This is a genomic window from Aeromonas sp. ASNIH2, assembly GCF_002934795.1.
GTDB classification, from domain to species: domain Bacteria; phylum Pseudomonadota; class Gammaproteobacteria; order Enterobacterales; family Aeromonadaceae; genus Aeromonas; species Aeromonas caviae.
Window position 1 is genome coordinate 813,966 of the sequence record NZ_CP026406.1, and the last position, 23,900, is coordinate 837,865.

General features: G+C 61.4%; 22 protein-coding genes, 2 tRNA genes and 1 other annotated feature. Of the genes, 13 read left to right on the forward strand and 11 right to left on the reverse strand.

Annotated features, from left to right (window positions below; translation table 11 throughout):
• Window positions 1–2 precede the first annotated feature (2 nt).
• Together thrA and C3F36_RS03710 are read right to left on the reverse strand one after the other, a co-directional pair.
• Window positions 3–2,462, reverse strand: a complete 2,460-nt coding sequence (gene thrA, locus C3F36_RS03700) for a bifunctional aspartate kinase/homoserine dehydrogenase I (RefSeq protein ID WP_104454504.1) — start codon at window positions 2,460–2,462, stop codon at window positions 3–5.
• 57 nt (window positions 2,463–2,519) lie between these two features.
• Window positions 2,520–2,653, reverse strand: a sequence feature (Thr leader region).
• A gap of 69 nt (window positions 2,654–2,722) precedes the next feature.
• Window positions 2,723–3,430: a tRNA/rRNA methyltransferase gene (locus tag C3F36_RS03710; protein WP_104454505.1), complete on the reverse strand. Its 708-nt coding sequence runs from the start codon at window positions 3,428–3,430 to the stop codon at window positions 2,723–2,725.
• A 195-nt stretch (window positions 3,431–3,625) separates the two neighbouring features.
• Here C3F36_RS03710 and aceK point away from each other — a divergent pair, with 195 nt between their 5' ends.
• The gene (gene aceK / locus C3F36_RS03715) at window positions 3,626–5,353 is read left to right on the forward strand and encodes a bifunctional isocitrate dehydrogenase kinase/phosphatase (RefSeq protein ID WP_104454506.1); all 1,728 of its coding nucleotides are present in this window, start codon (window positions 3,626–3,628) and stop codon (window positions 5,351–5,353) included.
• A gap of 102 nt (window positions 5,354–5,455) precedes the next feature.
• Here the strand turns inward: aceK and C3F36_RS03720 are convergent, their stop codons facing one another.
• Entirely contained in the window at window positions 5,456–5,845 is a 390-nt protein-coding gene (locus C3F36_RS03720) for an META domain-containing protein (protein WP_104454507.1), read from the reverse strand.
• Between the two features lie 166 nt (window positions 5,846–6,011).
• Between C3F36_RS03720 and C3F36_RS03725 the strand changes: the two genes are divergently transcribed.
• A complete protein-coding gene (locus tag C3F36_RS03725; RefSeq protein WP_104454508.1) occupies window positions 6,012–6,488 on the forward strand; it encodes a hypothetical protein in 477 nt (158 codons plus the stop codon).
• Window positions 6,489–6,491: 3 nt separating this feature from the next.
• On the opposite strand, the gene C3F36_RS03730 is transcribed toward C3F36_RS03725, so the two are convergent.
• A complete protein-coding gene (locus tag C3F36_RS03730; protein WP_104455996.1) occupies window positions 6,492–6,971 on the reverse strand; it encodes a putative 4-hydroxy-4-methyl-2-oxoglutarate aldolase in 480 nt (159 codons plus the stop codon).
• A gap of 107 nt (window positions 6,972–7,078) precedes the next feature.
• Window positions 7,079–7,477, reverse strand: coding sequence for a DUF3293 domain-containing protein (locus C3F36_RS03735; protein WP_104454509.1), 399 nt, complete (start codon window positions 7,475–7,477; stop codon window positions 7,079–7,081).
• Window positions 7,478–7,862: 385 nt separating this feature from the next.
• Here C3F36_RS03735 and arcA point away from each other — a divergent pair, with 385 nt between their 5' ends.
• A complete protein-coding gene (gene arcA, locus C3F36_RS03740; RefSeq protein ID WP_010673581.1) occupies window positions 7,863–8,582 on the forward strand; it encodes a two-component system response regulator ArcA in 720 nt (239 codons plus the stop codon).
• 136 nt (window positions 8,583–8,718) lie between these two features.
• Here arcA and C3F36_RS03745 read toward each other — a convergent pair.
• Together C3F36_RS03745 and C3F36_RS03750 are read right to left on the reverse strand one after the other, a co-directional pair.
• Window positions 8,719–8,793 (reverse strand) — tRNA-Gly (locus C3F36_RS03745).
• Between the two features lie 94 nt (window positions 8,794–8,887).
• A tRNA-Gly gene (locus C3F36_RS03750) sits at window positions 8,888–8,961 on the reverse strand.
• 201 nt (window positions 8,962–9,162) lie between these two features.
• Here C3F36_RS03750 and cydD point away from each other — a divergent pair.
• From cydD to C3F36_RS03770, 4 genes are all read left to right on the forward strand, one after another.
• Complete coding sequence (cydD, locus tag C3F36_RS03755; protein ID WP_104454510.1) at window positions 9,163–10,938, forward strand: heme ABC transporter permease/ATP-binding protein CydD; 1,776 nt, start codon at window positions 9,163–9,165, stop codon at window positions 10,936–10,938.
• Window positions 10,931–12,676, forward strand: coding sequence for a heme ABC transporter ATP-binding protein/permease CydC (gene cydC, locus C3F36_RS03760; RefSeq protein WP_104454511.1), 1,746 nt, complete (start codon window positions 10,931–10,933; stop codon window positions 12,674–12,676). Before cydD ends, cydC begins: the two co-directional genes overlap by 8 nt.
• Window positions 12,677–12,783: 107 nt before the next feature.
• On the forward strand, window positions 12,784–13,155 hold the full coding sequence (rcsF, locus tag C3F36_RS03765; protein ID WP_104454512.1) for an Rcs stress response system protein RcsF: 372 nt from the start codon (window positions 12,784–12,786) through the stop codon (window positions 13,153–13,155).
• A gap of 8 nt (window positions 13,156–13,163) precedes the next feature.
• Window positions 13,164–13,550 carry a DUF488 domain-containing protein gene (locus C3F36_RS03770; protein ID WP_104454513.1) on the forward strand — a complete coding sequence of 129 codons (387 nt, stop codon included), beginning with the start codon at window positions 13,164–13,166 and terminating at the stop codon, window positions 13,548–13,550.
• Between the two features lie 70 nt (window positions 13,551–13,620).
• On the opposite strand, the gene C3F36_RS03775 is transcribed toward C3F36_RS03770, so the two are convergent.
• A complete protein-coding gene (locus C3F36_RS03775; RefSeq protein WP_104454514.1) occupies window positions 13,621–14,616 on the reverse strand; it encodes an NAD-dependent epimerase/dehydratase family protein in 996 nt (331 codons plus the stop codon).
• Window positions 14,617–14,932: 316 nt separating this feature from the next.
• Between C3F36_RS03775 and tsaA the strand changes: the two genes are divergently transcribed.
• The gene (gene tsaA, locus C3F36_RS03780) at window positions 14,933–15,637 is read left to right on the forward strand and encodes a tRNA (N6-threonylcarbamoyladenosine(37)-N6)-methyltransferase TrmO (protein WP_042864203.1); all 705 of its coding nucleotides are present in this window, start codon (window positions 14,933–14,935) and stop codon (window positions 15,635–15,637) included.
• A 70-nt stretch (window positions 15,638–15,707) separates the two neighbouring features.
• On the opposite strand, the gene C3F36_RS03785 is transcribed toward tsaA, so the two are convergent.
• Genes C3F36_RS03785 through C3F36_RS03795 form a run of 3 tightly spaced genes read right to left on the reverse strand, consistent with a single transcriptional unit; the run spans window position 15,708 to window position 18,894 of the window.
• Window positions 15,708–16,829 (reverse strand): beta-ketoacyl-ACP synthase III, encoded by a 1,122-nt coding sequence (locus C3F36_RS03785; protein ID WP_104454515.1) that lies wholly within the window; start codon window positions 16,827–16,829, stop codon window positions 15,708–15,710.
• Window positions 16,830–16,884: 55 nt separating this feature from the next.
• Complete coding sequence (locus C3F36_RS03790; RefSeq protein ID WP_104454516.1) at window positions 16,885–18,048, reverse strand: vWA domain-containing protein; 1,164 nt, start codon at window positions 18,046–18,048, stop codon at window positions 16,885–16,887.
• A gap of 3 nt (window positions 18,049–18,051) precedes the next feature.
• Window positions 18,052–18,894 (reverse strand): AAA family ATPase, encoded by an 843-nt coding sequence (locus tag C3F36_RS03795; protein ID WP_104454517.1) that lies wholly within the window; start codon window positions 18,892–18,894, stop codon window positions 18,052–18,054.
• Between the two features lie 163 nt (window positions 18,895–19,057).
• Here C3F36_RS03795 and cysK point away from each other — a divergent pair, with 163 nt between their 5' ends.
• The 5 genes from cysK (at window position 19,058) to C3F36_RS03820 (ending at window position 23,852) form a co-directional block, all read left to right on the forward strand.
• On the forward strand, window positions 19,058–20,026 hold the full coding sequence (gene cysK / locus C3F36_RS03800; protein WP_010673571.1) for a cysteine synthase A: 969 nt from the start codon (window positions 19,058–19,060) through the stop codon (window positions 20,024–20,026).
• A 443-nt stretch (window positions 20,027–20,469) separates the two neighbouring features.
• Window positions 20,470–20,727: an HPr family phosphocarrier protein gene (locus tag C3F36_RS03805; RefSeq protein WP_005303128.1), complete on the forward strand. Its 258-nt coding sequence runs from the start codon at window positions 20,470–20,472 to the stop codon at window positions 20,725–20,727.
• Between the two features lie 44 nt (window positions 20,728–20,771).
• On the forward strand, window positions 20,772–22,499 hold the full coding sequence (ptsI, locus tag C3F36_RS03810) for a phosphoenolpyruvate-protein phosphotransferase PtsI (RefSeq protein WP_041213301.1): 1,728 nt from the start codon (window positions 20,772–20,774) through the stop codon (window positions 22,497–22,499).
• Window positions 22,500–22,542: 43 nt separating this feature from the next.
• Window positions 22,543–23,052, forward strand: a complete 510-nt coding sequence (gene crr / locus C3F36_RS03815; protein ID WP_010673569.1) for a PTS glucose transporter subunit IIA — start codon at window positions 22,543–22,545, stop codon at window positions 23,050–23,052.
• 254 nt (window positions 23,053–23,306) lie between these two features.
• The gene (locus tag C3F36_RS03820; RefSeq protein ID WP_041214756.1) at window positions 23,307–23,852 is read left to right on the forward strand and encodes a cytochrome b; all 546 of its coding nucleotides are present in this window, start codon (window positions 23,307–23,309) and stop codon (window positions 23,850–23,852) included.
• The last annotated feature ends 48 nt before the right edge of the window (window positions 23,853–23,900 follow it).

Below are 23,900 nucleotides of genomic sequence, written 5' to 3' on the forward strand. Positions count from 1 at the left end.
TGTTACAGCTCCTGCTTCCAGTTCTGGGTGCGCAGCACGTCGGCGAAGACACCGGCGGCGGTCACTTCGGTCCCTGCGCCATAGCCGCGCAGTACCAGGGGGATGGGCTGGTAATAGGTGGAGAAGAAGGCGAGCGCGTTCTCCCCGTCTTTTACCTTGAACAGGGGCTCGTCGCCACCCACCGCCTTGATGGCCACCTTGCACTTGCCACCCTCGATGGAGCCGACGTAACGCAGCACCTTGCCTTCACGCTGGGCCGCCGCGAACTGGTCGCGGAACCAGCCGTCGGCCTCGGGCAGGCGGGCCATGAAGGCTTCCACGTCGCCGCTCACGTCAAAGCCCGGCGGCAGTGCCTGCTCCACCTCTACGTCGGAGAGCTCCAGCGCCATGCCGGCCTCGCGGGCCAGGATCAGGAGCTTGCGAGCCACGTCCATGCCGTTCAGGTCATCGCGGGGATCCGGCTCGGTGAAGCCGTTGCCGCGGGCGATTTGGGTAGCCTCAGAGAAGGCCATCCCCTCATCCAGCTTGCCGAAGATGAAGGAGAGCGACCCGGACAGGATGCCGTCGAAGGCGCGCAGCTTGTCACCGGCCTTGATGAGGTTTTGCAGGTTCTCGATGACCGGCAGGCCCGCGCCCACGTTGGTCTCGTACAGGAACTTGCGGCGGGTCTGGCGGGCGGTGCGACGCAGCGCCTTGTAGTAATCCAGCGACCCGGTGTTGGCCTTCTTGTTCGGGGTGACCACGTGGAAGCCGGCCCCGAGGAAGTCGGCGTACTGGACGGCCACGGCTTCACTCGAGGTGCAATCCACGATCACCGGGTTGATGAGGTGGCTCTCTTCCACCAGCTTCTTCACCGCCTCCAGGCTGAAGCTGCCTTGTGCTTCCACCAGCTGTTCACGCCAGTTGGCGAGGGCCAGACCATCCTTGTTGACCGCCATCTGGCGGCTGTTGGCAATACCCACTACCCGCAGGCCGGTGCCCTGCTCGGCCAGTACCGGCTGCTGGCGGGCAATCTGATCCACCAGGGCTGCACCGACGCCGCCTACCCCGACCACGAAGAGATCGATGAACTGCTGGCTGCCAAAGAAGTTCTGGTGGCACGCCTTGATGGCTTCCGCCACCTTGCCGGAGCGCACGACCGCGGAGATGGAGCGCTCGCTCGACCCTTGTGCGATGGCGACGATGTTGATGGAGGCCTGGGCCAGGGAGGTGAAGAAGCGCGCCGCCATCCCCTTGGAGGTGCGCATGCCATCGCCGATGAGGGAGATGATGGCCAGATCGGTCATGATCTCGAGCGGGTCCAGCAACTGGTTCTTGAACTCCAGCTCGAACTCGCGCTCCAGCACCTTGCGGGTCTTGTCGCTGTCGTAGCTGTGGATACAGAAGCTGACGCTGTACTCGGAGGACGACTGGGTGATCAGCACGATGCTGACCCCGGCGCGGGAGACGGCGGAGAAGATGCGACCGGCCATGCCCACCATGCCCTTCATGCCGGGACCGGAGACGTTGAACATGCACATGCCGGAGAGATCCGAGATGGCCTTCACCTTCAGATCGTCATCCCCCTGATCGACCCCGATGAGGGTACCCGGACCCTGAGGGTTGAAGCTGTTCTTGATGAGGCAGGGGATGTGGAACTGGGCCACGGGGGCGATGGTCTTCGGGTGCAGCACCTTGGCACCGAAGTAGGAGAGCTCCATCGCCTCTTTATAGGAGAGGGTTTTGAGCAGGTAGGCATCCGGTACCAGGCGAGGGTCGCAGTTGTAGCAGCCCTCCACGTCGGTCCAGATCTCGCAGCACTCGGCATCGACACAGGCGGCCAAGACGGCTGCGGAATAGTCGGAGCCGTTGCGGCCCAGCAGCACGGTCTCGCCCTTGTCGCTGCCACCGGTGAAGCCCGGCATCAGGTAGAGACAATCAGAGCGCAGGCCCTTGGCGGCGAAGCGCACCCGGGAGGCTTCGATGTCCACATGGGCTTCGAGGTAACCGCCATCGGTGACCAGCAACTGCTCGGGCACGATGAGATCCAGCTCGAGGCCGCGCACCCGCAAGAGCTCGTGCATGAAGGCGATGGAGAGGTTCTCGCCACGGCTCAGGATGCGGGCCTGGACGTTGTCCGGGCACAGCCCCAGCAAACGGATACCCTGCATCAGCCGCTCGACCTGATCCAGCTCGGCGGTGAGACGGGCCTGCAGCGCCTTGTCATCCAGCGCGGGATAGGCGGCCTTCAAGCCGGCCAGCAGGCGGGAGAAGATGCCGTTGATCTCGAACAGGGTACTGCTTGCATCCATGCCGCGACTGGTCTGTTCCACCAGGGCGACCAGGTGATTGGTCACCTTGGCCGGTGCCGACAGCACCAGGGCCACCTGGGATTGGCCGTGGGTATTCACCGCGATATCGGCAACCCGCAAGAAACGCTCTGCGTCGGCCAGTGACGACCCGCCAAATTTCAACACTCTCATCGCTATCTCCCTGTATTCCCTGCAAATTGATCTGCTAATTGGTCTAAAAACAATCCAACAAAAAAGGCCCGTACTGGGTGGGTACGGGCCTTTTTCTGATTTCTGTGCTTGTTCGTCAGCGCATCAACCGGCCCCAGTGCCACCTGTGGTGGTACCGGTAATAATGGTGGTGGTGATGATGTTGGTGAATAGCTGCATGACGAACACTCTTGAACGAATCTGGTTGTTAGCAATACCGCGCCCGGCGAGGGGCTGTCAACCTAAACCTCCTTGCCAAACTTGCGGGCAAGGTCTTTGCAGAGCAGATGGAGCATATTGAGATCCCGCTGCGGCAGCATGGGCACTCGGTCCATCACCCATTGATGCAGTTTTTCATCCTGCGAAACTCCGAGTTCACCAAGTAATTCTGCTGTTTTTGATTTCAGCACACGAACCTGCCCGGCACTCTCGAAATTTTCTGCTACGTCCTGCTTGTCGCTCACTTTCTGGTCATCGAGCAGCGGACTCAGCTCATAGGCATACAACATGATCGCCTGACCCAGGTTCAGGGACGGGTATGAGACCTTGAGAGGCAGGTAGCTGATGAGATCCACCTGGGCGAGCTGTTCGTTGGAGAGCCCGGACTCCTCGCAGCCAAACACGATGGCCACCTTCTCGAGGGAGGGCTTGGACCGGACCTGGTCGCGAATGTCCGCCGGGGTGAGGTAGTGCTGGTAGCGGCCGCGCTGCCGGGCGGTGGTGGCAACCACCAGATCCATGTCCGCCAAGGCCTCTTCCAGGGTGTCGAAGGCTTGCGCATCCGTCAGGATCTCCTGCGCCCCGTGGGCAACCCAGCTCGCCTCCTCCTCTTCGTGCACCCGGCTCCCCACCAGTCGCATGGCATCGAAGCCCATGGTCTTCATGGCGCGGGCAGCAGCCCCCACGTTAGCGGCACGGGCGGGCGACACCAGCACAAAATAGAGTTTCATCGGGTTCTCTCCAGGATGGGGCCGACGCCGCGAACTGCGGCGAACCGTCGGCAAAACAGGGGCGCAATCTACCGTTTATCCCGAAATATTGCCACTTGAACAGATGTTTGGATGTTGCCATAGTGGCCTTGGACGCGAGTCCGCCGCCTCCGGGCACTGACGCCATGGGCCCGACAGTTCACAAGGAAGAGAGAGATGCAGCAGCCATTGGAGCAGGCGGTCGCCGAGACGATCCTGCAACGTTTTGAGTCGTTTTACAGCCGCTTTCTCGAGATAACCCAGGGCAGCAAGAGCCGTTTCGAGAACAGCGACTGGCTGGGGGTGCAGCTCGCCGGTCGAGAGCGCATCCGCCTCTATGATCACCATGTCGGCGCCACCACGGCGCAGATCAAACAGATGATGGGGGAGCAGCTGCCGACCCAGGCCCTGCTCAAGCAGGTGAAAGGCGCCTTCAGCGATCTCCTGCCCCGCTGCGAGAACTTCGAGGTGGCGGAGTCCTTCTTCAATTCCGTCTATCGCCGCATCTTCCGCCATCGCAACATCCGCGACGAGAACCTTTATATCCACCCCTTCGTGAGCCGGGGCGACAAGCCTGACCTGGGATCCTTGCTGCGTATCTATCGCACCGATCTCTCCCACCTGCCCCAGACCCTGAGCCAGCTGCTCGGGGATTACAGCTTCACCCTCCCTTTCGAAGACAAGCAGCGGGACATCATGGACATCCACCGCCATCTGGCAGAGAGCGGCCCGGCCATCCTGCACGAGGAGCCCTTCGCCATCGAGCTGCTCAGGGAAGTGTTCTATCGCAACAAGGGAGCCTATCTGGTGGGGCTCATCCGGGTGAAGGGAGAAGTCTATCCCTTCATCCTGCCCCTGCTCAGCACCGGTCAGAGCATCTATGTGGACACCGTCATCTTCGAGCCGGAGCTGGCTTCCATCGTGTTCGGCTTCGCCCGCGCCTACTTCATGGTCTATGCCCCGGTGCCGGCGCTCTTTGTGGCCTTCCTTCGCCAGATCATGCCCCGCAAGCCGGACTATGAAATCTACAACGCCATCGGCTGCCAGAAACACGGCAAGACCGAGCTCTATCGTCACTACCAGCAGCACCTGGCCCAGAGCCGGGAGCAGTTCGTCATTGCGCCCGGCATCAAGGGGATGGTGATGAGCGTGTTCACCCTCCCCTCCTACGATGTGGTGTTCAAGGTGATAAAAGACGAGTTCACCCCGCCCAAGGAGGTGAGCCACGAGCAGGTGAAAGAGAAATACCGGCTGGTAAAACAGCACGATAGAGTGGGCCGCATGGCAGATACCCAGGAGTTCACCAACTTCGAATTTCCCCTCGATCGCATCTCGCCGGAGCTGTTGGCCGAGCTCAAGGCGGTGGCGCCTTCTGCGCTTACCCTCACCGCCGACAAGCTGGTGATCAAACACCTCTACACCGAGCGCAAGATGATCCCCCTGAACCTCTATCTGGATCAGGCGGACGAACAGCAGACCCGCCTCGCCCTGGAGGAGTACGGCAACGCCATCCGCCAGCTCGCGGCGGCCAACATCTTCCCCGGCGACATGCTGTTCAAGAACTTCGGGGTGACTCGCCACGGCCGGGTGGTCTTCTATGACTACGACGAGATCTGCTACATGACGGAGTGCAACTTCCGCCAGATCCCGCCGCCGCGCTACCCGGAGGACGAGTGGAGCGCCGAACCCTGGTATTCGGTGGCACCCAACGACATCTTCCCGGAGGAGTTCGCCACCTTCCTGCTGCAAAAACCCCAGGTACGGGAGATCATGATGCAGTTGCACAAGGAGCTCTTCGACGCCAACTACTGGAAGATGCTGCAGAGCAACATCAAGGAGGGGATGTTCGAGGATGTCTATCCCTACCGGCGCAAGAAGCGGTTTCGCTTCCAGCGAGGGGGATGACCCGACATCAGGCACAAAAAGGGACGCCATGGCGTCCCTTTTCACATTCTTCTGCACGCTAGCGCAGGGGCCGCCTGCGACAGCCTTTGACGAGATTCCGGCTTATTTCACGGCGTCAAAGGTCAGCAAGGTGGCCTTGTCGGCATCCTTGAGTACCAGCTGTTTGCCGCTGATCTGGAAGCTCGCCACCTTCTCCAGGGTCTGCAGGTAGTTCATCTCCTTGCCGGCCAGATCCCCCGCACACATCATGCGCGTCGAACCCATGGCGCCCAGCGTCAACACGCCGTCACCCTGCTCTGTGATGCCGCCAAAGTAGCGGTTGCAGCCGCCCTTGCCCGCCACCTTGTCACCGGCGACCTGCAGGGTGAAGGTATCACCGCTCGCCCCTTGCAGTTGCCAGGTCGATGCCTGCAATTGTGCCAGCGTGGAACCCGTAGTCATGGCGCAGCCTCCCAGGGCCAGAGCGGCCAGCAGGATCAGTTTGTGGTTCATCAGTTCACCTCGTGATGGCGCGTGTCGTAACGACACGGAGTGAGGGGCCTGTGTACCATGACTGCGGCGTCAATCAAAACTCTTTTATTGTGATCGGGGTTCCCTTTACTCCCCGCTGGCATGTGCCATGCTTGTAGTCCTGTTCGGACCCAGGGAGGGGAAACGAATGGTCAAGTCTCTCGTCATCGCCATGGCATCCAGCCTCGTCTTTTCGGCTCAGGCCGCCGACTGGAGTTTTCTCCAGACCGAATCGGACAACCCGCTCTACGTCAAAAGCTATTCCGGCGTACTGCTCGGCAACCAGAGCCATCTTGGCGACAACTTCGACCTCTGGCTCATCAATACCGGCTACCAATACCCGCTTCAGGATGACATCAGCCTCTACATGGAGGCCGGCCCCGCCATCGGCCCCCAAAGCGGGCAGGCCGGGTTCAATATCAGCTCAGGGGTGCGCTATCGCCTCTCCCCGTCACTCAACATCGGCAGCCAGCTCAAGCAGCTGGGGGTGAGCAAGGCCAGCACCCTGGTTGAGCTCAACAGCAGCCTGCTGCTGACGCCCCAGCTCGCGCTGACCGCCAACTACGGACTCAGTGCCTTCAGCACGGAACACTTTCTCACTCTGGGAGTGGGCTTCAACTTCTGAGGTTCAGAGGAGCCTGGCGCCGCTCACCAGCACACCGTTGAGGTCGGCGTAGACATAGTCGCCGGGCGCTATGGTCACACCGGCAAAAGAGACCACGGTGTCCAGCGTGCCCAGGCCCCGTTTCTCTGTCTTGACCGGGCAGGGGGCCAGGGCCTTGACCCCCAGCGCCAGGGTCGCCAACGTCCCCACATCCCGCACGGCACCATTGATGAGGATCCCCTCCCACCCCTGCTCCACCGCCTTGATGGCCAGCTGATCCCCGAGCAGCGCCCGACGCAGGGAGCCGCCCCCGTCGATCACCATCACCTTGCCATGGCCGGGACGATTGACCAGCTCACGCACCAGGCTGTTGTCTTCAAAGCAGGAGAGGGTCACGGCCTCGCCGTAAAACAGCGCCTTGCCGCCATAGTCCTGAAACAGGGGGTCAGCGACCCTAAGGGCATCGCCATGTTCATCGCAAAGGTCGGGCAGCAGGTCCAGCATGATCATCATCCTTCCATGGAGTGAAATGTGTCCGCTCATTCTTTCATCATGTCGGGGCGCTGACAATCCACCGGCCGGGTGCCCTGTCCGGATGGCGGGGGGCCATGTCAGCCCAAAGGCCTGAACCGCCAGCGGGACGCAAGCGCCCCCAGATGACAGGGCGGCCCTTCCAGCAACACGGGCACCAGCCAGAGCTCTCCTTCACGCACCCAATAGAGGGCATTCTGGCCAAATCGGGCGGCCAGCCGGATCGCCTCTGGCAGCGAAAGCGGCAACAATAGCGACGCCTCCTGCCAGCGCTCATCCTCATCGCTCCCCCAGACCTCTCCCATGACGGGACAGTCGCCCACTTGCCGGACAAGGGCTCGCTGGCGACGGGCATTGCGGCGCAGCCCCACCCACCGGCTGGCCGGGTTCCAGGCCGTGACAATGGCATAGGCTGGGCAGCTGGGAGGCGCAAAGGGGGCGATGAAGCACACTTTTCTGTAGTTTTCCCACAAAGTCATGTCAACCACATGTTACATCCCATTACATTTATTAAGGGCGAAAAAGCGGGTCAGCCCAAGTATGATGCAGCGAACTCGGGGATTGACTTATATCAAAGCTGAGTTAAAAAGTTGCTATCTGACGGCAAAGAGTGTTGTTATGCGCCTGTTAACTGATAAAATGCAGCAACTTTTGTAATGGACTACCTCTCCGGGCTTCTCTTGTTCAGACTTGTTGAGAGCCCATGTACGGCACAGGGATGCTTGCCGACATAGTTACCAAATTCGCGATGATTCGACCTGATATTCATACCCAGGATGACGTAATAAATTTTCAGGACCGGTCGGATAACGCCAAAGAGTGTTAAAATTTCGATAATTAACTGATAAGAATCTGGGAATACTCATGCAAACACCACATATTCTGATCGTCGAAGACGAGCTGGTCACCCGCAACACCCTCAAGAGCATCTTCGAAGCCGAAGGCTACATCGTGCTGGAAGCCAACAACGGTGACGAGATGCACCAGGCCCTGACCAGCCACACCATCAACCTGGTGATCATGGACATCAACCTGCCGGGCAAGAACGGCCTGCTGCTGGCGCGCGAGCTGCGTGAAGACGACAACATCGCCCTGATGTTCCTGACTGGTCGCGACAACGAAGTGGACAAGATCCTGGGGCTGGAGATCGGCGCAGATGACTACATCACCAAGCCGTTCAATCCCCGTGAACTGACCATCCGTGCCCGCAACCTGCTGAGTCGCACCATGAACGTGGCCGCCGGTGGCGAAGAGAAGAAGCTGGTGGAGCGTTATCTGTTCAATGGCTGGGCTTTGGACATCAACAGCCGCGCCCTGGTCAGCCCGGCTGGCGACATGTTCAAGCTGCCCCGCTCCGAGTTCCGCGCCATGCTGCATTTCTGCGAGAACCCCGGCCAGATCCAGACCCGTGCCGAGCTGCTCAAGAAGATGACGGGCCGCGAACTCAAGCCCCACGACCGCACCGTGGACGTGACCATCCGCCGTATTCGCAAGCACTTCGAGAGCGTGGGCGACACCCCTGAGATCATCGCCACCATCCATGGCGAAGGCTATCGCTTCTGCGGCGAGCTGGAGCAGGAGTAATTCTCCCACTCCCGAGTTGAAAAGGCGCCCTGTGGCGCCTTTTCCATGTCTGCAAGGCTCGCCCCAGGCAACTTGCCCCCTCAAAAAATGCACAACAAAAAGCCCACTCGCAGGAGTGGGCTTTTTGTGTGAAGACTGGAGCGGGCAGCGGGAATCGAACCCGCATCATCAGCTTGGAAGGCTGAGGTAATAGCCATTATACGATGCCCGCTAGGCATCAAAACTTGCTTGGTGTGATGGGGAATCCCCACGACAGACAGCCATCTGGCTGATATGGACAACGGCGCGTGCCGCTATCTGGAATGTGGAGCGGGTGATGGGAATCGAACCCACGTATGCAGCTTGGGAAGCTACCGTTCTACCATTGAACTACACCCGCGTCAGTGGCCTCTACTATATGCATTTTGCCGCCGAGCGCAATCACCGACCTCGCATTTTTTGCCATAAATCAAGCTGTTCGGCCAACTAATGAGCATGAAGCCGATTTTTCACACAATGATGTTCATCCGCCCGGTTCTGCAAGGTTGCCAAGCCGTGGGGGCGACGATAGTCTTGCGCCACTCGTTTGAGGAGGGTGGTAATGGACAAGAACAGACAGAAACATCTCTATGGCTGGTTGCGCAAACAATCGGGCCATGGTCGGCGCTGGATCGGCATCTCCATCGCCTTCGGGCTGGGTCAGGGCGTCCTGATGGTGATGCAGGCCTGGTTGCTGGCGACCCTGCTGCACGGTTTCATCATCGAAGGCTCCACGCCGGAGCACTCCGCCCCCCTCTTCATCAGTCTGTTGCTGGTGACCCTGACCAAGTCGGCCCTGGCCTATGGCCGCGAGGTGGCGAGTTTCAAGGCGGGCAGTGCGGTGCGCCAGGCCATCCGTGAGCTGGTGCTCACCCGCCTCGCCAGGCTCGGCCCTGCCTATATCCAGCGTCGCCCCGCCGGTAGCTGGGCCAGCCTGCTGCTCGAGCAGATCGAAGAGATGCAGGACTTCTTCTCCCGTTATCTGCCCCAGATGGCCATCGCCGTCTTTATTCCCCTGGTGATCCTGGTCTCCGTGTTCCCGGTCAACTGGGCGGCGGGCCTCATTCTGCTCGGCACGGCCCCCCTCATTCCTCTCTTCATGATCCTGGTGGGGGTGGGCGCCGCCGATGCCAACCGCCGCAACTTCCAGTCGCTGGCACGCCTCTCAGGCCACTTCCTCGATCGCCTCAAGGGGCTGCGCACCCTGCAGCTTTTCATGCGTACCCGGGCGGAAGGGGAGGCCATCCGCGATGCATCGGAAGATTTTCGCGAGCGCACCATGGAGGTGCTGCGCCTCGCCTTCCTGAGCACGGCCGTGCTGGAGTTCTTCGCCGCCATCGCGGTGGCCCTGGTGGCCGTCTACTTCGGTTTCTCCTACATCGATCACCTCAACTTTGGCAGCTATGGCGTCAAGGTCACCCTCTTTACCGGCCTATTCGTGCTCTTCCTCGCCCCCGAGTTCTACGCGCCGCTGCGGGAACTCGGTGCCCATTATCACGCCAAGGCACAGGCCATTGGCGCCGCCGAACAACTGCTGGAATTTCTCGAGGCCGACGTGAGCGAACCCGCCTCCGGGACGCACCCCTTCCATGCGGATGGCCCCGTCAAGGTAGAAGCCCGCAGCCTGGAAGTACTGAGCGCCGAGGGCAAGGTGCTGGTCGGTCCCCTCGATTTCACGCTGGAAGCCGGCACGCGCACCGCCCTGGTCGGCATCAGCGGTGCGGGCAAGAGCTCCCTGGTCAATGCCCTGCTCGGTTTTGCCCCCTATCGCGGTTCCCTGTGCGTCAACGGAGTGGAGCTTCGTACCCTGGACATCAGCCAGTGGCGCCAGCAGCTAGGCTGGCTCTCCCAGAATCCCCAACTCTTCCACAGCTCCCTGCGGGACAACCTGCTGCTGGCCAGACCATCCGCCAGCGACGCCGAGCTGGAATCCACGCTCAAGCGCGCCCAGGCCTGGGAGTTCGTCAACGAGAAAGGGCTGGACTATCGGGTCGGGGATCAGGCAGGCGGCCTCTCCGTCGGCCAGGCCCAGCGCATCGCCCTTGCCCGTACCCTGCTCAAGACGACCCAGATGATGGTGCTGGATGAACCCACTGCCAGCCTGGATCGCCATTCTGAGCGAGCCGTCATGAGTGCCCTCGAACAGGCCGCACAAGGTCAGACCCTGCTGATGATCACCCACCGCCTCGATCAGCTCAGCCAGATGGACAACATCCTCGTGCTGGCGCACGGCAAGCTGGTGGAGCAGGGACGTTTTGCCGCACTCGGCGAGGCCCAGGGCCCCTTCGCCCGCCTCCTGTCGCAATCCCAAGGTTTCGGAGACTCTCTCGATGACTGATCTATTGCCGTTCCTGCGCCTTTATCGCCAGCACTGGCTCAGCCTCTCCATCGGCCTGCTGCTGGCCCTGGTCACCCTGGTGGCCGGCATGGGCCTGCTCTCCCTCTCCGGCTGGTTCCTCTCCGCCGCAGCCGTCGCCGGGCTGGCGGTCGCCACCCGAGACACCTTCAACTACATGACCCCTGCGGGGGGCGTGCGTTTCTTCTCCATCGTGCGCACCGCCAGTCGCTGGGGCGAGCGGGTCGTGAGCCACGACGCCACCTTCCGGGTGCTGACCCGGCTGCGGGTCTGGTTCTGGCAAAAGCTCTCCCCTCTCTCCCCCGGCTCCCTTGCCGGTTTTCGCCAGGCTGACCTGCTCAACCGCCTGGTGGCCGACATCGATGCCATGGATCACGTCTATCTGCGCCTCATCACCCCCATTGGGGCGGCGCTGCTGAGCTGCGCCGGACTGGTCTTCTTCCTCTCCTTCTTCGATGGTCGCCTGGCGCTGACGCTGGGAGCCATTCTGCTCTTTGGCATGCTGGCCTTGCCCCTGGTCTTCTATTTTGCCGGGCGCGCGCCGGGCCGCCAGCTCATCGCCGAGAAGTCCAACCTGCGTACCCGCATGGTGGACTATCTGGACGGCCAGGCCGAACTGCAGATGTTCGCCGCCGCTCCCGAGGCGCTCACCGGATTGCAACAGGCGGAGCAGGCCCTGATCCGGGCCCAGGCCCGCATGGCCCGCGTCAGCGGCCTGGCCGCCTTCTCGGTGCAGTTGCTGAGCGGCTGGACTCTGACCCTGATGCTCTGGCTGGCCGGTCACGGCGTCGGTGGCAGTGCCCCTGACCCCATCACGGCACTTATGGTGTTCGCTACCCTGGCGAGCTTCGAGGCGCTGCTGCCGCTGGCCGGTGCCTTCCAGCACCTCTCCACCAGCCTCACCTCCGCCCGCCGTCTCAACGAGATCCTGCAAGAGGCCAAGGCGCCGGAGTGGGGCGCACAGCAAGCCCCCGCTGCCCGGGGTGCCGTGCAGATAAGCGACCTGTATTTCACCTATCCAGGCCAGGATGCACCCGTGCTGCAAGGGTGCACCCTGCAACTGCATGCCGGAGAGAAGCTGGCGCTGCTGGGGCAGACCGGCTGTGGCAAGTCCACCCTGATGGGGTTGCTGACCCGGGAATGGACGGCCCTATCGGGGGAGATCCTGCTCGATGGCAAGCCCCTCACCGGTTACAGCGAAGAGGCGCTGCGCGCCTCCTGCTCCGTGGTGAGCCAGCGGGTCCACCTGTTTGCCGATACCCTGCGTGGCAACCTCACCCTGGCCGCCCCCGGAGCCAGCGACGAACGGCTCATCGAGGTGCTCACCCAGGTGGGGCTCGGGACTCTGCTCCACGATGAGGGTGAGCAGGCAGAACAGGGGCTGGATGCCTGGCTCGGGGATGGCGGGCGTCCGCTCTCCGGCGGTGAGCGCCGCCGCATCGGCATCGCCCGCGCCCTGCTCCACGATGCGCCGCTCTGGCTGCTGGACGAGCCCACCGAAGGGCTCGATACCCAGACCGAACGGGAGATCATGGATCTGCTGCTGACCCTGGGGGCGGATCGCACCCTGCTGCTCATCTCCCACCGCCTGCTGGGGCTGGAACGGATGGACAGGGTAGCCCTGATGGAAGAGGGTCGCATCCGTCTGTGTGCCCCCCACCAGGAGCTGCTGGAAGATGATCACTACCGCAGCCTGCACCGGCGACTGGCTCCCGCCTGATCCGGGGTCGTCTCGCTACAATCCATTGATATGGCTAAAAATGGGGCTGGTCGCCATCGGCGACTGCCCCCTATAATGGCCCACTCGCTACCCAACAAGATGCCGATATGAAACGCCTGATCCTGATGATGCCCCTGATTGCCTCCGGTTGCGCCGACTTCGCCTTCAACAGCAATCTGGACAAGGAAAACTTCGACGAGTACTTCAAGCCGGGGAGCGTGCGGATCTACGAGCAGAGCGAGCTCGCCGACCTCAACTACCTCTATCTCGGCACCGTCGAGGGGGAATCCTGCCAGAGCGATGCCAATCAGGCGGTGCCCAATGCCGGTGAAGCCCGTACCCTGGCCCGCCGCCGCGTGGCGGACATGGGGGGCAACGGCGTCAGCTTCGACAAGTGCGCCGAGTTCAGCGTCGTGCCGGGCTGCCTGAAGCAGGTGATCTGCTACGGCCAGGCGCTGAAAGTGGCCGAAGAGAAGTAAGTCCTGCCATGGCGATCGCCATCGTGCGACTCGGCAGCCCCCGCCTCGAGGATGAGGGGCTTCGCATCGGCACCGTGCGTCGCCCCCCTCGCGGCGTGCCCAAAGCGGCGTTCGCCAGCCAGGATTGGTACGACGTCTGGTTCCCCAATCTGGCCCCCAGCGCCGAGACCATGAAACTCGGTCAGACTGCCGACACCCCGGCCCGGTGGACCGCCTTCTGCAAGCAGTACAAGGCCGAGATGGCCGCCCCGGCCGCGAGGCACGATCTGGCCCTGCTGGCTGCCCTCTCCCACACCACCCATTTCTCGGTGGGGTGCTACTGCGAACAGGAGTCCCGCTGCCATCGCAGTGTGCTGAGGACCCTGCTGGCCGACGCGGGGGCATTGCTGCGCTGAGCCCCGTCATGGATGAACACCCCACATGAGAAGAGGGCACCCCGGGGTGCCCTCTTCTTTATGATGTCGGCTAGTACGCATTCGATGACAAGGAAACCTCCACTCGTCGTCGCAGGGCCTGTTCCTCATCCGGGGTCATGCCTGGCAGCGGCCCCCGGGGGTTGCTGGCAAGCCATACCACCAGATCGTCAACCGTCTCCTCCAGGGGGCGAAAGTTCAGGCCATGGACGATGGCGGCCTCGGCGCTGATGGTGCCATACCCAGCATACTCGGGCAGCTCGTTTGGCAGCAGCGTGGGATAGCTTTGCCAGGGCGCCACCCCTGCCGCCATCAGGCCACGCCAGGGAGCCCACTCGAGCTGCAAGGGGGTCGCTGGCGTCAGCCGGGCAGCAAGACGCTCCACCCAGTCGTTCAGTGCGATGCCGGGCTTGATCAGGTTGAAGCACCCAGCGAGTCGCTGCTCGGCAGCCCGCAGCACGAACTCGGCGCAGTCGCGCACATCCAGGTATTGCAGCCTGTCCTCCCCCAGCCCCGGCAAGAGCCAGGGCCCGCCCCGCTGCACCCGCCTCACCCACCAGGCAAGACGAGCGGTCGGGTCAAAGGGGCCGCAGAGCACGCCGGGGCGCAGGGTGCACAGGCGATCTCCCCAGCGGGCGCGATACACCGACTCGCACAGCACCTTGAGGGGGCCGTAGTCGGTGGGCGCTCCTGCTATCTCGTGCAAGGGGGCCGACTCATCCATGCCGGGTTGGGAAAAATCGCGATAGACACTGATGGTGGAAATGAAGATGAGCCGATCACAGCGCCCCAGCAGAGCGTCAGAGAGTCCTTCGGCCTGTTCGGGGCGGTAGCAGCAGGTGTCGATGACCAGATCCCAGTGCCGCCCCTCGCCCCGCAAGGGGGCCAGGTCCCCGTCTCTGTCCCCGTGAAGCTGGGTCAGCTCCCGCCAATCCGGGTGCTGGCGGTGGCCGCGATTGAACAGCGTCACCTCGTGCCCCCAATCCAGGGCCAGCGTGGTCAGGTGGCGACCCAGAAAGCCGGTGCCGCCGATAATCAACAATTTCATCCCTGTCTCTCCTCTATGGCGCCCTCTCCTTGCAGCCCCTCCACGGGCAGCCGAAACGGCCATGGCCTGGCATGGTGAGCACACGTCCCAGGCACGCTCTGATGCCGCCAGGCATATCGTCATGGTGCGGGCAGCAGGCTCCTTGCCCGCTCCCCCGCCACCCCTTTTGCCGCCCCACCCTACGCAAGTTGGCACCAGGACACAGCCCCCGGGCACCGGGTCTGGGATCGGGAGCACAGGGGCCGCGTCCTGGTGCTCCCCCTGCGTTTTCGGCGTGCCTGTGCTACATTGCCCGGGTTTTCAGCCAGGATCCGCCATGAAGTTCGATATCGATACCCTAGGGATCATCCGCTCTCCCTACAAGGAGAAGTTCGCCATACCCCGCCAGCCCGGTCTGGTCAGCGCGGCTCGCGCCCGCCTCGAACTGCTTCCTCCCTATGATCAGCCCGATGTGCTGCGCGGCATCGAGCAATTCTCCCATCTCTGGATCAGCTTCGTGTTTCACCAGACCATGGATCAGGGCTGGCACCCGACGGTGCGCCCGCCGCGCCTCGGCGGCAACGAGCGGGTCGGGGTCTTTGCCACCCGCTCCACCTTCCGCCCCAACCCCCTCGGCCTCTCCGTGGTCGAGCTGCACGGGGTGGGACGTGAGCGCGGCAAGCTCTGGCTCGAGCTGGGCGCCGTGGACTTGCTCGACGGCACCCCCGTTGTCGACATCAAGCCCTATGTCCCCTATGCCGACAGCCTGCCCCACGCCCGTGGCGGTTTCGCCCCCGATGCCCCTACCCCGCCGCTGGCGGTGAGCTTCAGCGCCCAGGCCGAGCAGCAGCTCGCCCCCTGGCTCAAGGCCCACCCGGAGCTGCGTGAACTGGTGAGGGAGGTGCTGGCTCAGGATCCCCGCCCTGCTTACAAGAAGGGCAAGCCGGATGACAAGGTGTACGGTGTCAGATTGTTCGATGTGAACGTGCGATTTCAGATAAAAGAACCGCAATGTCAGGTACTGGCCATCGAATCCGCTTGAAAAAAGCCTCTCGGGCAGCATGAAAAAAGCCACCCTCTCGGGTGGCTTTTTTATGGGCAAAACAGGGTGCTCAGCGCCGCTGCAGCAGCAGGCTGCCGATGGAGTAACCGGCCCCAAAGGAGCAGAGCACCCCGCGAGCCCCGCTCGGCAGATCCTGGTTGAAGAGGTGGAAGGCGATGATGGAACCCGCCGAGCTGGTGTTGCCGTAGCGGTCGAGGATGACAGGTGCCTCCTGCTGGCTGGCGTCATGGCCCAGCAACTTGCGACTGATGAACTGGTTCATGGTGAGGTTGGCCTGATGAAGCCAGAGCCGGCTCAAGCCATCGGCCGCCCATCCCTGCTCCGCCAGCTGGGAGGCTATCTGATCGCACACCAGGGGCAGCACCTCCTTGAACACCTTGCGCCCCTGCTGGCGGAACAGCTTGTCGTCGCCGTAGCGGGTGCGCGGGCTGAGCCGGTTCAGGAAGCCGAAGTTGTTGCGGATGTTGTTGGAGTACTGGGTCACCAGCTTGCTGGCCACCAGTTGCCAGGGGTTGGCCACCTGGCAATCGGCCTCCCGCTCCAGCAGCACGGCGGTACAGGCATCCCCGAAGATGAAGTGACTGTCCCGATCACGGAAGTTGAGGTGACCCGAGCAGATCTCCGGATTGACCACCAGCGCCAGCCGGGCGGTGCCTGCCGCCAGCATGTCTGCGGCGGTCTTGATCCCGAAGGTGGCGGAAGAGCAGGCCACGTTCATGTCGAACGCCAGGCCGCTGGCGCCGAGATAGTGCTGCAATTCGATGGCCAGCGCCGGGTAGGGGCGCGGCATGTTGGAGGCGGCGACGATGACAAGATCGATCTCCCCCGGTTCACGACCGGCGGCGATCAGCGCCTGCTCGGCGGCCGCCACCGCCATCTCCACCATGATGGAGGGCTGATCGTCCGGGCGCTCAGCCATGAGCGGTTGCATGATGTCGGGATCCAGCACCCCCTCGCTGCTCACCAGATAGCGGCTCTTGATGCCGGAGGCCTTCTCGATGAACTCGCAGCTCGAGTGCTGTTTGGCAGGCAGCTGCCCTGCATCGATGGCGGAGGCGTTCTCCTCGTTGTAGAGATCCACGTACTGGTTGAAGGCCGCCACCAGCGCTTCATTGCTGACGGCAAAGGGAGGGGTATAGAGGCCTGAGCCACTGATTACGATAGAGGTCATCTTTGCTCCTGGCCGGGTGCAATCCCGGCTTGTCTGTTTTTTAGGGTTCAGAGGGTCACAGCTGGTCGATAGCCGCAGCCAGACCCGCCAGGGTCAGCGGGTGCATCCGCCCGCCGATCAATTCGTTCATCAACTTGATGGAGGGGTGCCACAGCCACTCCTGCCTTGGCAGCGGATTGACCCACACCATCTTGGGGAAATGTTGTTGCAGGCGCCCGAGCCACACCTGGCCGGGCTCCTCGTTCCAGTACTCTACGCTGCCACCTGGCCAGGTGATTTCATAGGGGCCCATCTTCGCATCCCCCACCACCATCACCCTGTAGTCGCTGCCGTAGGTGCGCAGCAGCCGCAAGGTATCGAACCGATCATCATGGCGCCTGGCATTGTCCTGCCAGACGAAGTCGTAGAGGCAGTTGTGAAAATAGAAGAACACCAGGTGCTTGAACTCGTGGCGCAGGGCCGAAAAGAGGCGCTGCACCTCGGCCACGTGGGCATCCATGGAGCCCCCTACGTCGAAGAAGACCAGCAGTTTGACCCCGTTGTGGCGCTCGGGCCGCAGCTTCACATCGAGCCAGCCTTGCCTGGCCGAGCTTTGGATGGTGTCGTCGAGATCCAGCTCGTCGGAATTGCCCCGGCGCACCCAGCGCCTGAGCTTGCGCAGGGCGAGCTGGATGGCGCGCTGCCCCAGGGGCGAGTCGTCACTGAAGTTGCGAAAGTGGCGCGCCTCCCACACCTTGGTCGCCCGCCCATGCTGGCCCTCTCCCCCCATGCGGATCCCTTCCGGGTGATAGCCGCCGTGACCGAACGGGCTGCTGCCCCCGGTGCCGACCCACTTGTTGCCGCCCGCGTGACGCTCCTTCTGCTCGCTTAGCCGCTGATTGAGGGTCTCCAGCAGCTTGTCCAGCCCGCCAAGGGATTGGAGCAACGCCTTCTCCTCCGGGCTTAACAGTCGCTCGAACTCCTTGCGCAGCCACTCCTCGGGCAGGCTCTCCGGCAACAGGGGGATGGCGGCCAACCCCTCGTAATACTCGGCGAAGGCGCGATCGAAGCGATCATAGTGCGCCTCGTCTTTCACCAGCAGGCAGCGGGATAGCTGGTAGAACTCGTCCATGTCGAGGCTGGCCAGCTGGGCAGCCAGCGCCGCGTGCAAGTCCAGCAATTCGCGCAGGCTGCAGGGGAGCTTGTGACGGCGCAGATGGGTAAAAAAGTCGATCAGCATGGGTCAGCTGCCGCGTCTGGCCAGAAAAGCGAGCTTCTCGAAGAGGTGCAAGTCCTGCTCCGTCTTGAGCAGGGCGCCGTAGAGGGCAGGCACCAGTTTGCCCAGCTCGCGGGTGCGCATCGCCTCGGGGGCGATATCGTCGGCCAAAAGCAGCCGGATCCAGTCCAGCAGCTCCGAGGTGGACGGCTTCTTGCGCAGCCCCTCTACCTCGCGCAGCTCGAAGAAGAGCTCCATCGCCTCACCGAGCAGGCTCTCCTTGAGGTTTGGGTAGTGGAGCTTGACGATGGCCTGCATCTCGGCCTTGTCGGGGAAGCGGATGTAGTGGAAGAAGCAGCGGCGCAGGAAGGCATCCGGCAGCTCTTTTTCGTTGTTGGAGGTGATGATGACCACCGGCCGCTGGCGCGCCTTCACGCGCTCGCCGGTCTCGTAAACATCGAACTCCATCCGATCCAGCTCCAGCAGCAGATCGTTGGGAAACTCGATGTCCGCCTTGTCGATTTCATCGATGAGCAGCACTGGCCGCCGCTCTGCGCTGAAGGCCTGCCACAGCTTGCCCCGGCGGATGTAGTGGCCAATCTCCCCTACCCTGGGGTCACCGAGCTGGGAGTCTCGCAGCCGGGCGACGGCATCGTATTCGTAGAGCCCCTGCTGGGCCTTGGTGGTGGACTTGATGTGCCAGCTGATGAGCTCGGCGCCCAGGGATTCGGCTACCGCCTCCGCCAGCACTGTCTTGCCCGTACCGGGTTCACCCTTGATGAGCAGCGGCTTCTCCAGCACGATGGCGGCATCGACGGCCATCTTCAGTGCCTGTGATGCGAGATAGCGATCGCTTCCTGCAAATCCCATGAGATCCCTTCCATTGGATGCCCAGGCAGCGGGAGCCCCCTCGGCAAGAGAGAATAAGTTCTATATGTTGTAATAACATATTGTTATAACGATTCGTCACTTCTCATTCAGAAACCACAGGGTAATCTTGTTTCATCGCCTTAACAAACACAGGGATAGCACCATGAGCAAAATTTTTGAGGACAACAGCCAGACCATAGGCAACACCCCGCTTGTTCGTCTCAACCGTGTTACCAAGGGCCGCGTGCTGGCCAAGATCGAGAGCCGCAACCCAAGCTTCAGCGTCAAGTGCCGGATCGGTGCCAACCTCATCTGGGATGCCGAGAAACGCGGCGTGCTGACCAAGGGCAAGGAGATCATCGAGCCCACCAGCGGCAACACGGGCATTGCCCTGGCATTCGTGGCTGCGGCCCGCGGCTATCCCATCACCCTGACCATGCCGGCCACCATGAGCCTGGAGCGCCGCAAGCTGCTCAAGGCCCTGGGTGCCAACCTGGTGCTGACCGAAGGTCCCCTCGGCATGAAGGGCGCCATTGCCAAGGCCAACGAGATCCTCGAATCCGAGCCGGGCAAGTACGTGCTGCTGCAACAGTTTGAAAACCCGGCCAACCCGGAAATCCACGAGCAGACCACTGGACCCGAGATCTGGGACGCCACCGATGGCGAGGTGGATGTGTTCGTGGCGGGCGTCGGCACCGGCGGCACCATCACCGGGGTCTCCCGCTACATCAAGAAGACCAAAGGCAAGGCCATCGTCTCCGTGGCGGTCGAGCCCAGCGAATCCCCCGTCATCAGCCAGAAACTGGCGGGTGAAGAGATAAAGCCCGGTCCCCACAAGATCCAGGGCATCGGCGCCGGCTTCATCCCGGGCAACCTGGATTTGAGCCTGCTGGACCGCGTCGAGCAGGTGAGCAGTGATGAAGCCATCGAGATGGCCCGCCGCCTGATGGAAGAGGAAGGGATCCTGGCCGGTATCAGCTCCGGCGCTGCCGTGGTCGCAGCCAACCGTCTGGCCGAGCAGCCGGAATTCGAAGGGAAAACGATTGTCGTCATCCTGCCGAGCGCCGCCGAGCGTTACCTCTCCAGCGCCCTCTTCGCCGGTGTGTTCAGCGAGCAGGAATTGCAGCAGTAGTTGATCAGCCAACACCAAAACGACGGCGCTCCTCGGAGCGCCGTTTTCATTATGCGCTAAACTCTCTAGCCATCAGTGCCACTCGGCCCCTTATTTTTTGGGGTAAAATAACAAACTTGGATATGACAAAAAAAGCAGACATTCTGTGATAAATCTCATATCCTGTGCGGCGTCACGAGGTGTTTGCTGGCAAGGTATCACAAGGTAACAAAGTGTTATTTTTCGTTAGAAAATAATTTCAGGCCAGGCCTGACGCGGCTTGCAGCCTGATAGCGAAAAATTACCTGGCCACGACGCCGAATACTGCACAGAAAATTGACCTGGATTAAACCATTGCAGGTCTGATTTCGTTACTTTACAACATATCCATACTGACACGGTGAGACAGGAAGCCTCATTGGCGACCATCTCTCCAAACAATATCAATAATATGGGGTGAAACCATGTACGAGAAGTCTGTTGTTATTACTGCTGAAAACGGCCTGCACACCCGTCCTGCAGCTCAGTTCGTGAAAGAAGCCAAAGAATTCCAAAGCGAGATCACTGTGGTCTCCGGTGGCAAATCCGCCAGCGCCAAGAGCCTGTTCAAGCTCCAGACCCTGGGTCTGACCAAAGGCACCAACGTGACCATCCAGGCTGACGGCCCGGACGCTCAGAAAGCCGTTGAGAAGCTGGTTGCCCTGATGGACGAGCTGGAGTAATCCAGCTTTATTCCTCCCCCACAGTCGTTTTAATAGGAAGGATTATGATATCTGGCATTCTTGCGTCCCCCGGTATCGCATTCGGCAAGGCGCTTCTTCTGAAAGAAGATGAAATCGTTATCAATCAGGGCAAGATTCCCGCCGAACAGATTGATGCCGAGATCAACCGCTTCCTCGAAGCCCGCACCAAATCAGCCGCACAGCTGGAAGCCATCAAAGAGATGGCCGGTCGCACCTTCGGTGAGGAAAAAGAGGCCATCTTCGAAGGCCACATCATGCTGCTCGAAGATGAAGAGCTGGAAGGGGATATCAGATCCTTCATCAAAGAACACAAGGCCTCTGCCGACAGAGCCGTTCACGAGGTGATCGAACAGTACGCCAAGATGATGGCCGATCTGGATGACCCCTATCTGCGTGAGCGCGCCACCGACTTCCGTGACATCGGCACCCGTCTGGTCAAGAACGTACTGGGCATCGCCGTTGTCAACCTGAGCACCATCGACGAAGAGGTCATCCTTGTCGCCAAAGACCTGACCCCGTCTGAAACCGCTCAGATCAACCTGAAATACGTGCTGGGCTTCGTCACCGACATCGGTGGCCGTACCTCCCACACCTCCATCATGGCCCGCTCCCTGGAGCTGCCGGCCGTCGTGGGCACCAACGACATCACCGAGCGCGTCAAGAACGGTGACATGCTGGTGCTGGATGCGATCAACAACCAGGTCATCATCAACCCGACTGCCGACCAGTTGAACGAAGCCAAGAAGTTCCAGGCCCAGTTCCAGGCAGAGAAGGACGAGCTGGCCAAGCTCAAAGACCTGCCTGCCATCACCCTGGATGGCCACCAGGTCGAAGTGTGCGCCAACATCGGGACCGTCAAGGATACCGAAGGTGCCATCCGCAACGGCGCCGAAGGCGTGGGTCTGTACCGTACCGAGTTCCTGTTCATGGACCGTGACGCGCTGCCGACCGAAGACGAGCAGTTCAAGGCTTACAAGGAAGTGGCCGAAGCCATGCCGGATCAACCGATCATTGTCCGTACCATGGACATCGGCGGCGACAAAGAGCTGCCCTACATGAATTTCCCGAAAGAGATGAACCCCTTCCTGGGCTGGCGTGCCGTGCGTATCTTCTTCGATCGCACCGACATCATGCACGCCCAGCTGCGGGCCATCCTGCGTGCGTCTGCCTTCGGCAAACTGCGCATCATGTTCCCGATGATCATCTCCGTCGAAGAGTTCCGCAGCCTGAAGGCTACCGTGGAGACGCTGAAAGCCGAACTGCGTGCCGAAGGCAAAGCCTTTGATGAATCCATCGAAGTGGGTATCATGATCGAGACCCCGGCCGCGGCCGTGATGGCTCATCATCTGGCCAAGGAAGTGGATTTCTTCAGTATCGGTACCAACGACCTGACCCAGTACACCCTGGCTGTCGACCGTGGTAACGAGATGATTTCCGCCATGTACAACCCGCTGTCACCCTCCGTCCTGACCCTGATCAAGATGGTGATCGACGCTTCCCATGACAATGGCAAGTGGACCGGTATGTGCGGTGAACTGGCTGGTGACGAACGCGCCACCCTGCTGCTGCTGGGTATGGGTCTGGATGAGTTCTCCATGAGCGCCATCTCTGTACCGCGTATCAAGAAGCTTATCCGCAACACCAACTTCGAAGATGTGAAGGCCATGGCCGACCAGGCGCTGAGCTTTGCCACCGCCGCCGAAATCGAAGCGTGCGTAGATAACTTTATTAAGCAGAAGGCAGTCTGCTAAGATCGGCTGCAAACAGCGACAATCATCTCTAGGAGCTTTTACTATGGGTCTGTTCGACAAACTGAAGAAACTGGTTTCCGACGATAGTTCTGACACTGGCGGCATCGAAATCTTTGCTCCGCTGTCCGGCGAAATCGTCCCCATCGAAGATGTGCCTGACGTTGTCTTCGCCGAGAAGATCGTCGGCGACGGCATCGCCATCAAGCCGGCCGGCAACAAGATGGTTGCTCCGTGCGACGGCACCATCGGCAAAATCTTCGAGACCAACCACGCGTTCTCTCTGGAGTCCGACTCTGGTATCGAGCTGTTCGTTCACTTCGGTATCGACACCGTCGAGCTGAAGGGTGAAGGTTTCACCCGTATCGCTCAGGAAGGTCAACAGGTCAAGCGCGGTGACACCATCATCGAGTTCGATCTGGCCGTTCTGGAAGCTAAAGCCAAGTCTACCCTGACACCTGTGGTCATCTCCAACATGGACGAGATCAAAGAGCTGGTGAAAATGACTGGCGCCGTGACCGTGGGCGAAACCCCGGTGATCCGCATCAAGAAATAATGCGCCCTGGCCTGACGCCAGTGACCGCCAAAAACCGAAGCCTGGTGCTTCGGTTTTTTTTTGCCCCTTCCATCTCCCGATACTCCATGGGCTCCCGCACAGGTCAGCATGACGGCAAACAGGCAGAAATGTTATCGAGATCAACACGGGCATAAGCAAGCCGAGTACCCTCAAGAGGGATACCTGCGGGTCCTTTGGCTCGATATGAGACGGGATGAAAAGAGATAAGCCGCTTAAGTGGCGAGGAGACAACGATGCTGAGAAATACCGAACAACGTTATGGCAGCCTGAGCATAGGGCTGCACTGGTTGACCCTGCTGCTGATGATCGCCGTCTACGGCCTGATGGAGTTCAGGGACATCTTCCCCAAAGGGTCGGCTGGCCGCGACCTGATGAAGGAGTTTCACTTCATGGTGGGTCTGCTGATCCTGGCGCTGGTGGTCGTGCGCCTGCTGGTGCGCGTGGGTAGCCCTTCACCGCGTATCGTGCCCGAGCTCTCCCCCCTGATGCTCACGCTGGCCAAGCTCGCCCACCTGGCGCTCTATGGCTTCCTGATCCTCACCCCGCTGCTGGGCTGGCTGCTGTTGAGCGCAGGGGGCAAGCCCATTCCCTTCTTCGGCCTGGCGCTCCCCGCCCTCATCGCCCCCGACGACGGCCTGAAGGGTACCATCAAGGAGCTGCACGAGACGCTGGCCAACATTGGCTATGCGCTGATTGCCCTGCACGCGGCGGCAGCCATCTACCACCACCATGTGCTCAAGGACAATACCCTGACCAATATGCTGCCCGAGCGCAAATAACCAGCGACGGGTTGCACACCAACAAAAAGGCCCCTGTGACAGGGGCCT

Coding starts and splice junctions, on each gene's coding strand:
- C3F36_RS03730 (WP_104455996.1), bottom strand. CDS start 6,971: ATGCTGGACCTGCTGCCCGACCTTTGCGATGAACATGGCGATGCCCTT.
- C3F36_RS03770 (WP_104454513.1), top strand. CDS start 13,164: ATGGCGATCGCCATCGTGCGACTCGGCAGCCCCCGCCTCGAGGATGAG.
- C3F36_RS03710 (WP_104454505.1), bottom strand. CDS start 3,430: ATGAAACTCTATTTTGTGCTGGTGTCGCCCGCCCGTGCCGCTAACGTG.
- aceK (WP_104454506.1), top strand. CDS start 3,626: ATGCAGCAGCCATTGGAGCAGGCGGTCGCCGAGACGATCCTGCAACGT.
- C3F36_RS03785 (WP_104454515.1), bottom strand. CDS start 16,829: ATGACCTCTATCGTAATCAGTGGCTCAGGCCTCTATACCCCTCCCTTT.
- cysK (WP_010673571.1), top strand. CDS start 19,058: ATGAGCAAAATTTTTGAGGACAACAGCCAGACCATAGGCAACACCCCG.
- C3F36_RS03795 (WP_104454517.1), bottom strand. CDS start 18,894: ATGGGATTTGCAGGAAGCGATCGCTATCTCGCATCACAGGCACTGAAG.
- rcsF (WP_104454512.1), top strand. CDS start 12,784: ATGAAACGCCTGATCCTGATGATGCCCCTGATTGCCTCCGGTTGCGCC.
- C3F36_RS03820 (WP_041214756.1), top strand. CDS start 23,307: ATGCTGAGAAATACCGAACAACGTTATGGCAGCCTGAGCATAGGGCTG.
- tsaA (WP_042864203.1), top strand. CDS start 14,933: ATGAAGTTCGATATCGATACCCTAGGGATCATCCGCTCTCCCTACAAG.
- C3F36_RS03775 (WP_104454514.1), bottom strand. CDS start 14,616: ATGAAATTGTTGATTATCGGCGGCACCGGCTTTCTGGGTCGCCACCTG.
- C3F36_RS03720 (WP_104454507.1), bottom strand. CDS start 5,845: ATGAACCACAAACTGATCCTGCTGGCCGCTCTGGCCCTGGGAGGCTGC.
- cydD (WP_104454510.1), top strand. CDS start 9,163: ATGGACAAGAACAGACAGAAACATCTCTATGGCTGGTTGCGCAAACAA.
- crr (WP_010673569.1), top strand. CDS start 22,543: ATGGGTCTGTTCGACAAACTGAAGAAACTGGTTTCCGACGATAGTTCT.
- C3F36_RS03805 (WP_005303128.1), top strand. CDS start 20,470: ATGTACGAGAAGTCTGTTGTTATTACTGCTGAAAACGGCCTGCACACC.
- C3F36_RS03735 (WP_104454509.1), bottom strand. CDS start 7,477: ATGACTTTGTGGGAAAACTACAGAAAAGTGTGCTTCATCGCCCCCTTT.
- arcA (WP_010673581.1), top strand. CDS start 7,863: ATGCAAACACCACATATTCTGATCGTCGAAGACGAGCTGGTCACCCGC.
- C3F36_RS03725 (WP_104454508.1), top strand. CDS start 6,012: ATGGTCAAGTCTCTCGTCATCGCCATGGCATCCAGCCTCGTCTTTTCG.
- ptsI (WP_041213301.1), top strand. CDS start 20,772: ATGATATCTGGCATTCTTGCGTCCCCCGGTATCGCATTCGGCAAGGCG.
- thrA (WP_104454504.1), bottom strand. CDS start 2,462: ATGAGAGTGTTGAAATTTGGCGGGTCGTCACTGGCCGACGCAGAGCGT.
- cydC (WP_104454511.1), top strand. CDS start 10,931: ATGACTGATCTATTGCCGTTCCTGCGCCTTTATCGCCAGCACTGGCTC.
- C3F36_RS03790 (WP_104454516.1), bottom strand. CDS start 18,048: ATGCTGATCGACTTTTTTACCCATCTGCGCCGTCACAAGCTCCCCTGC.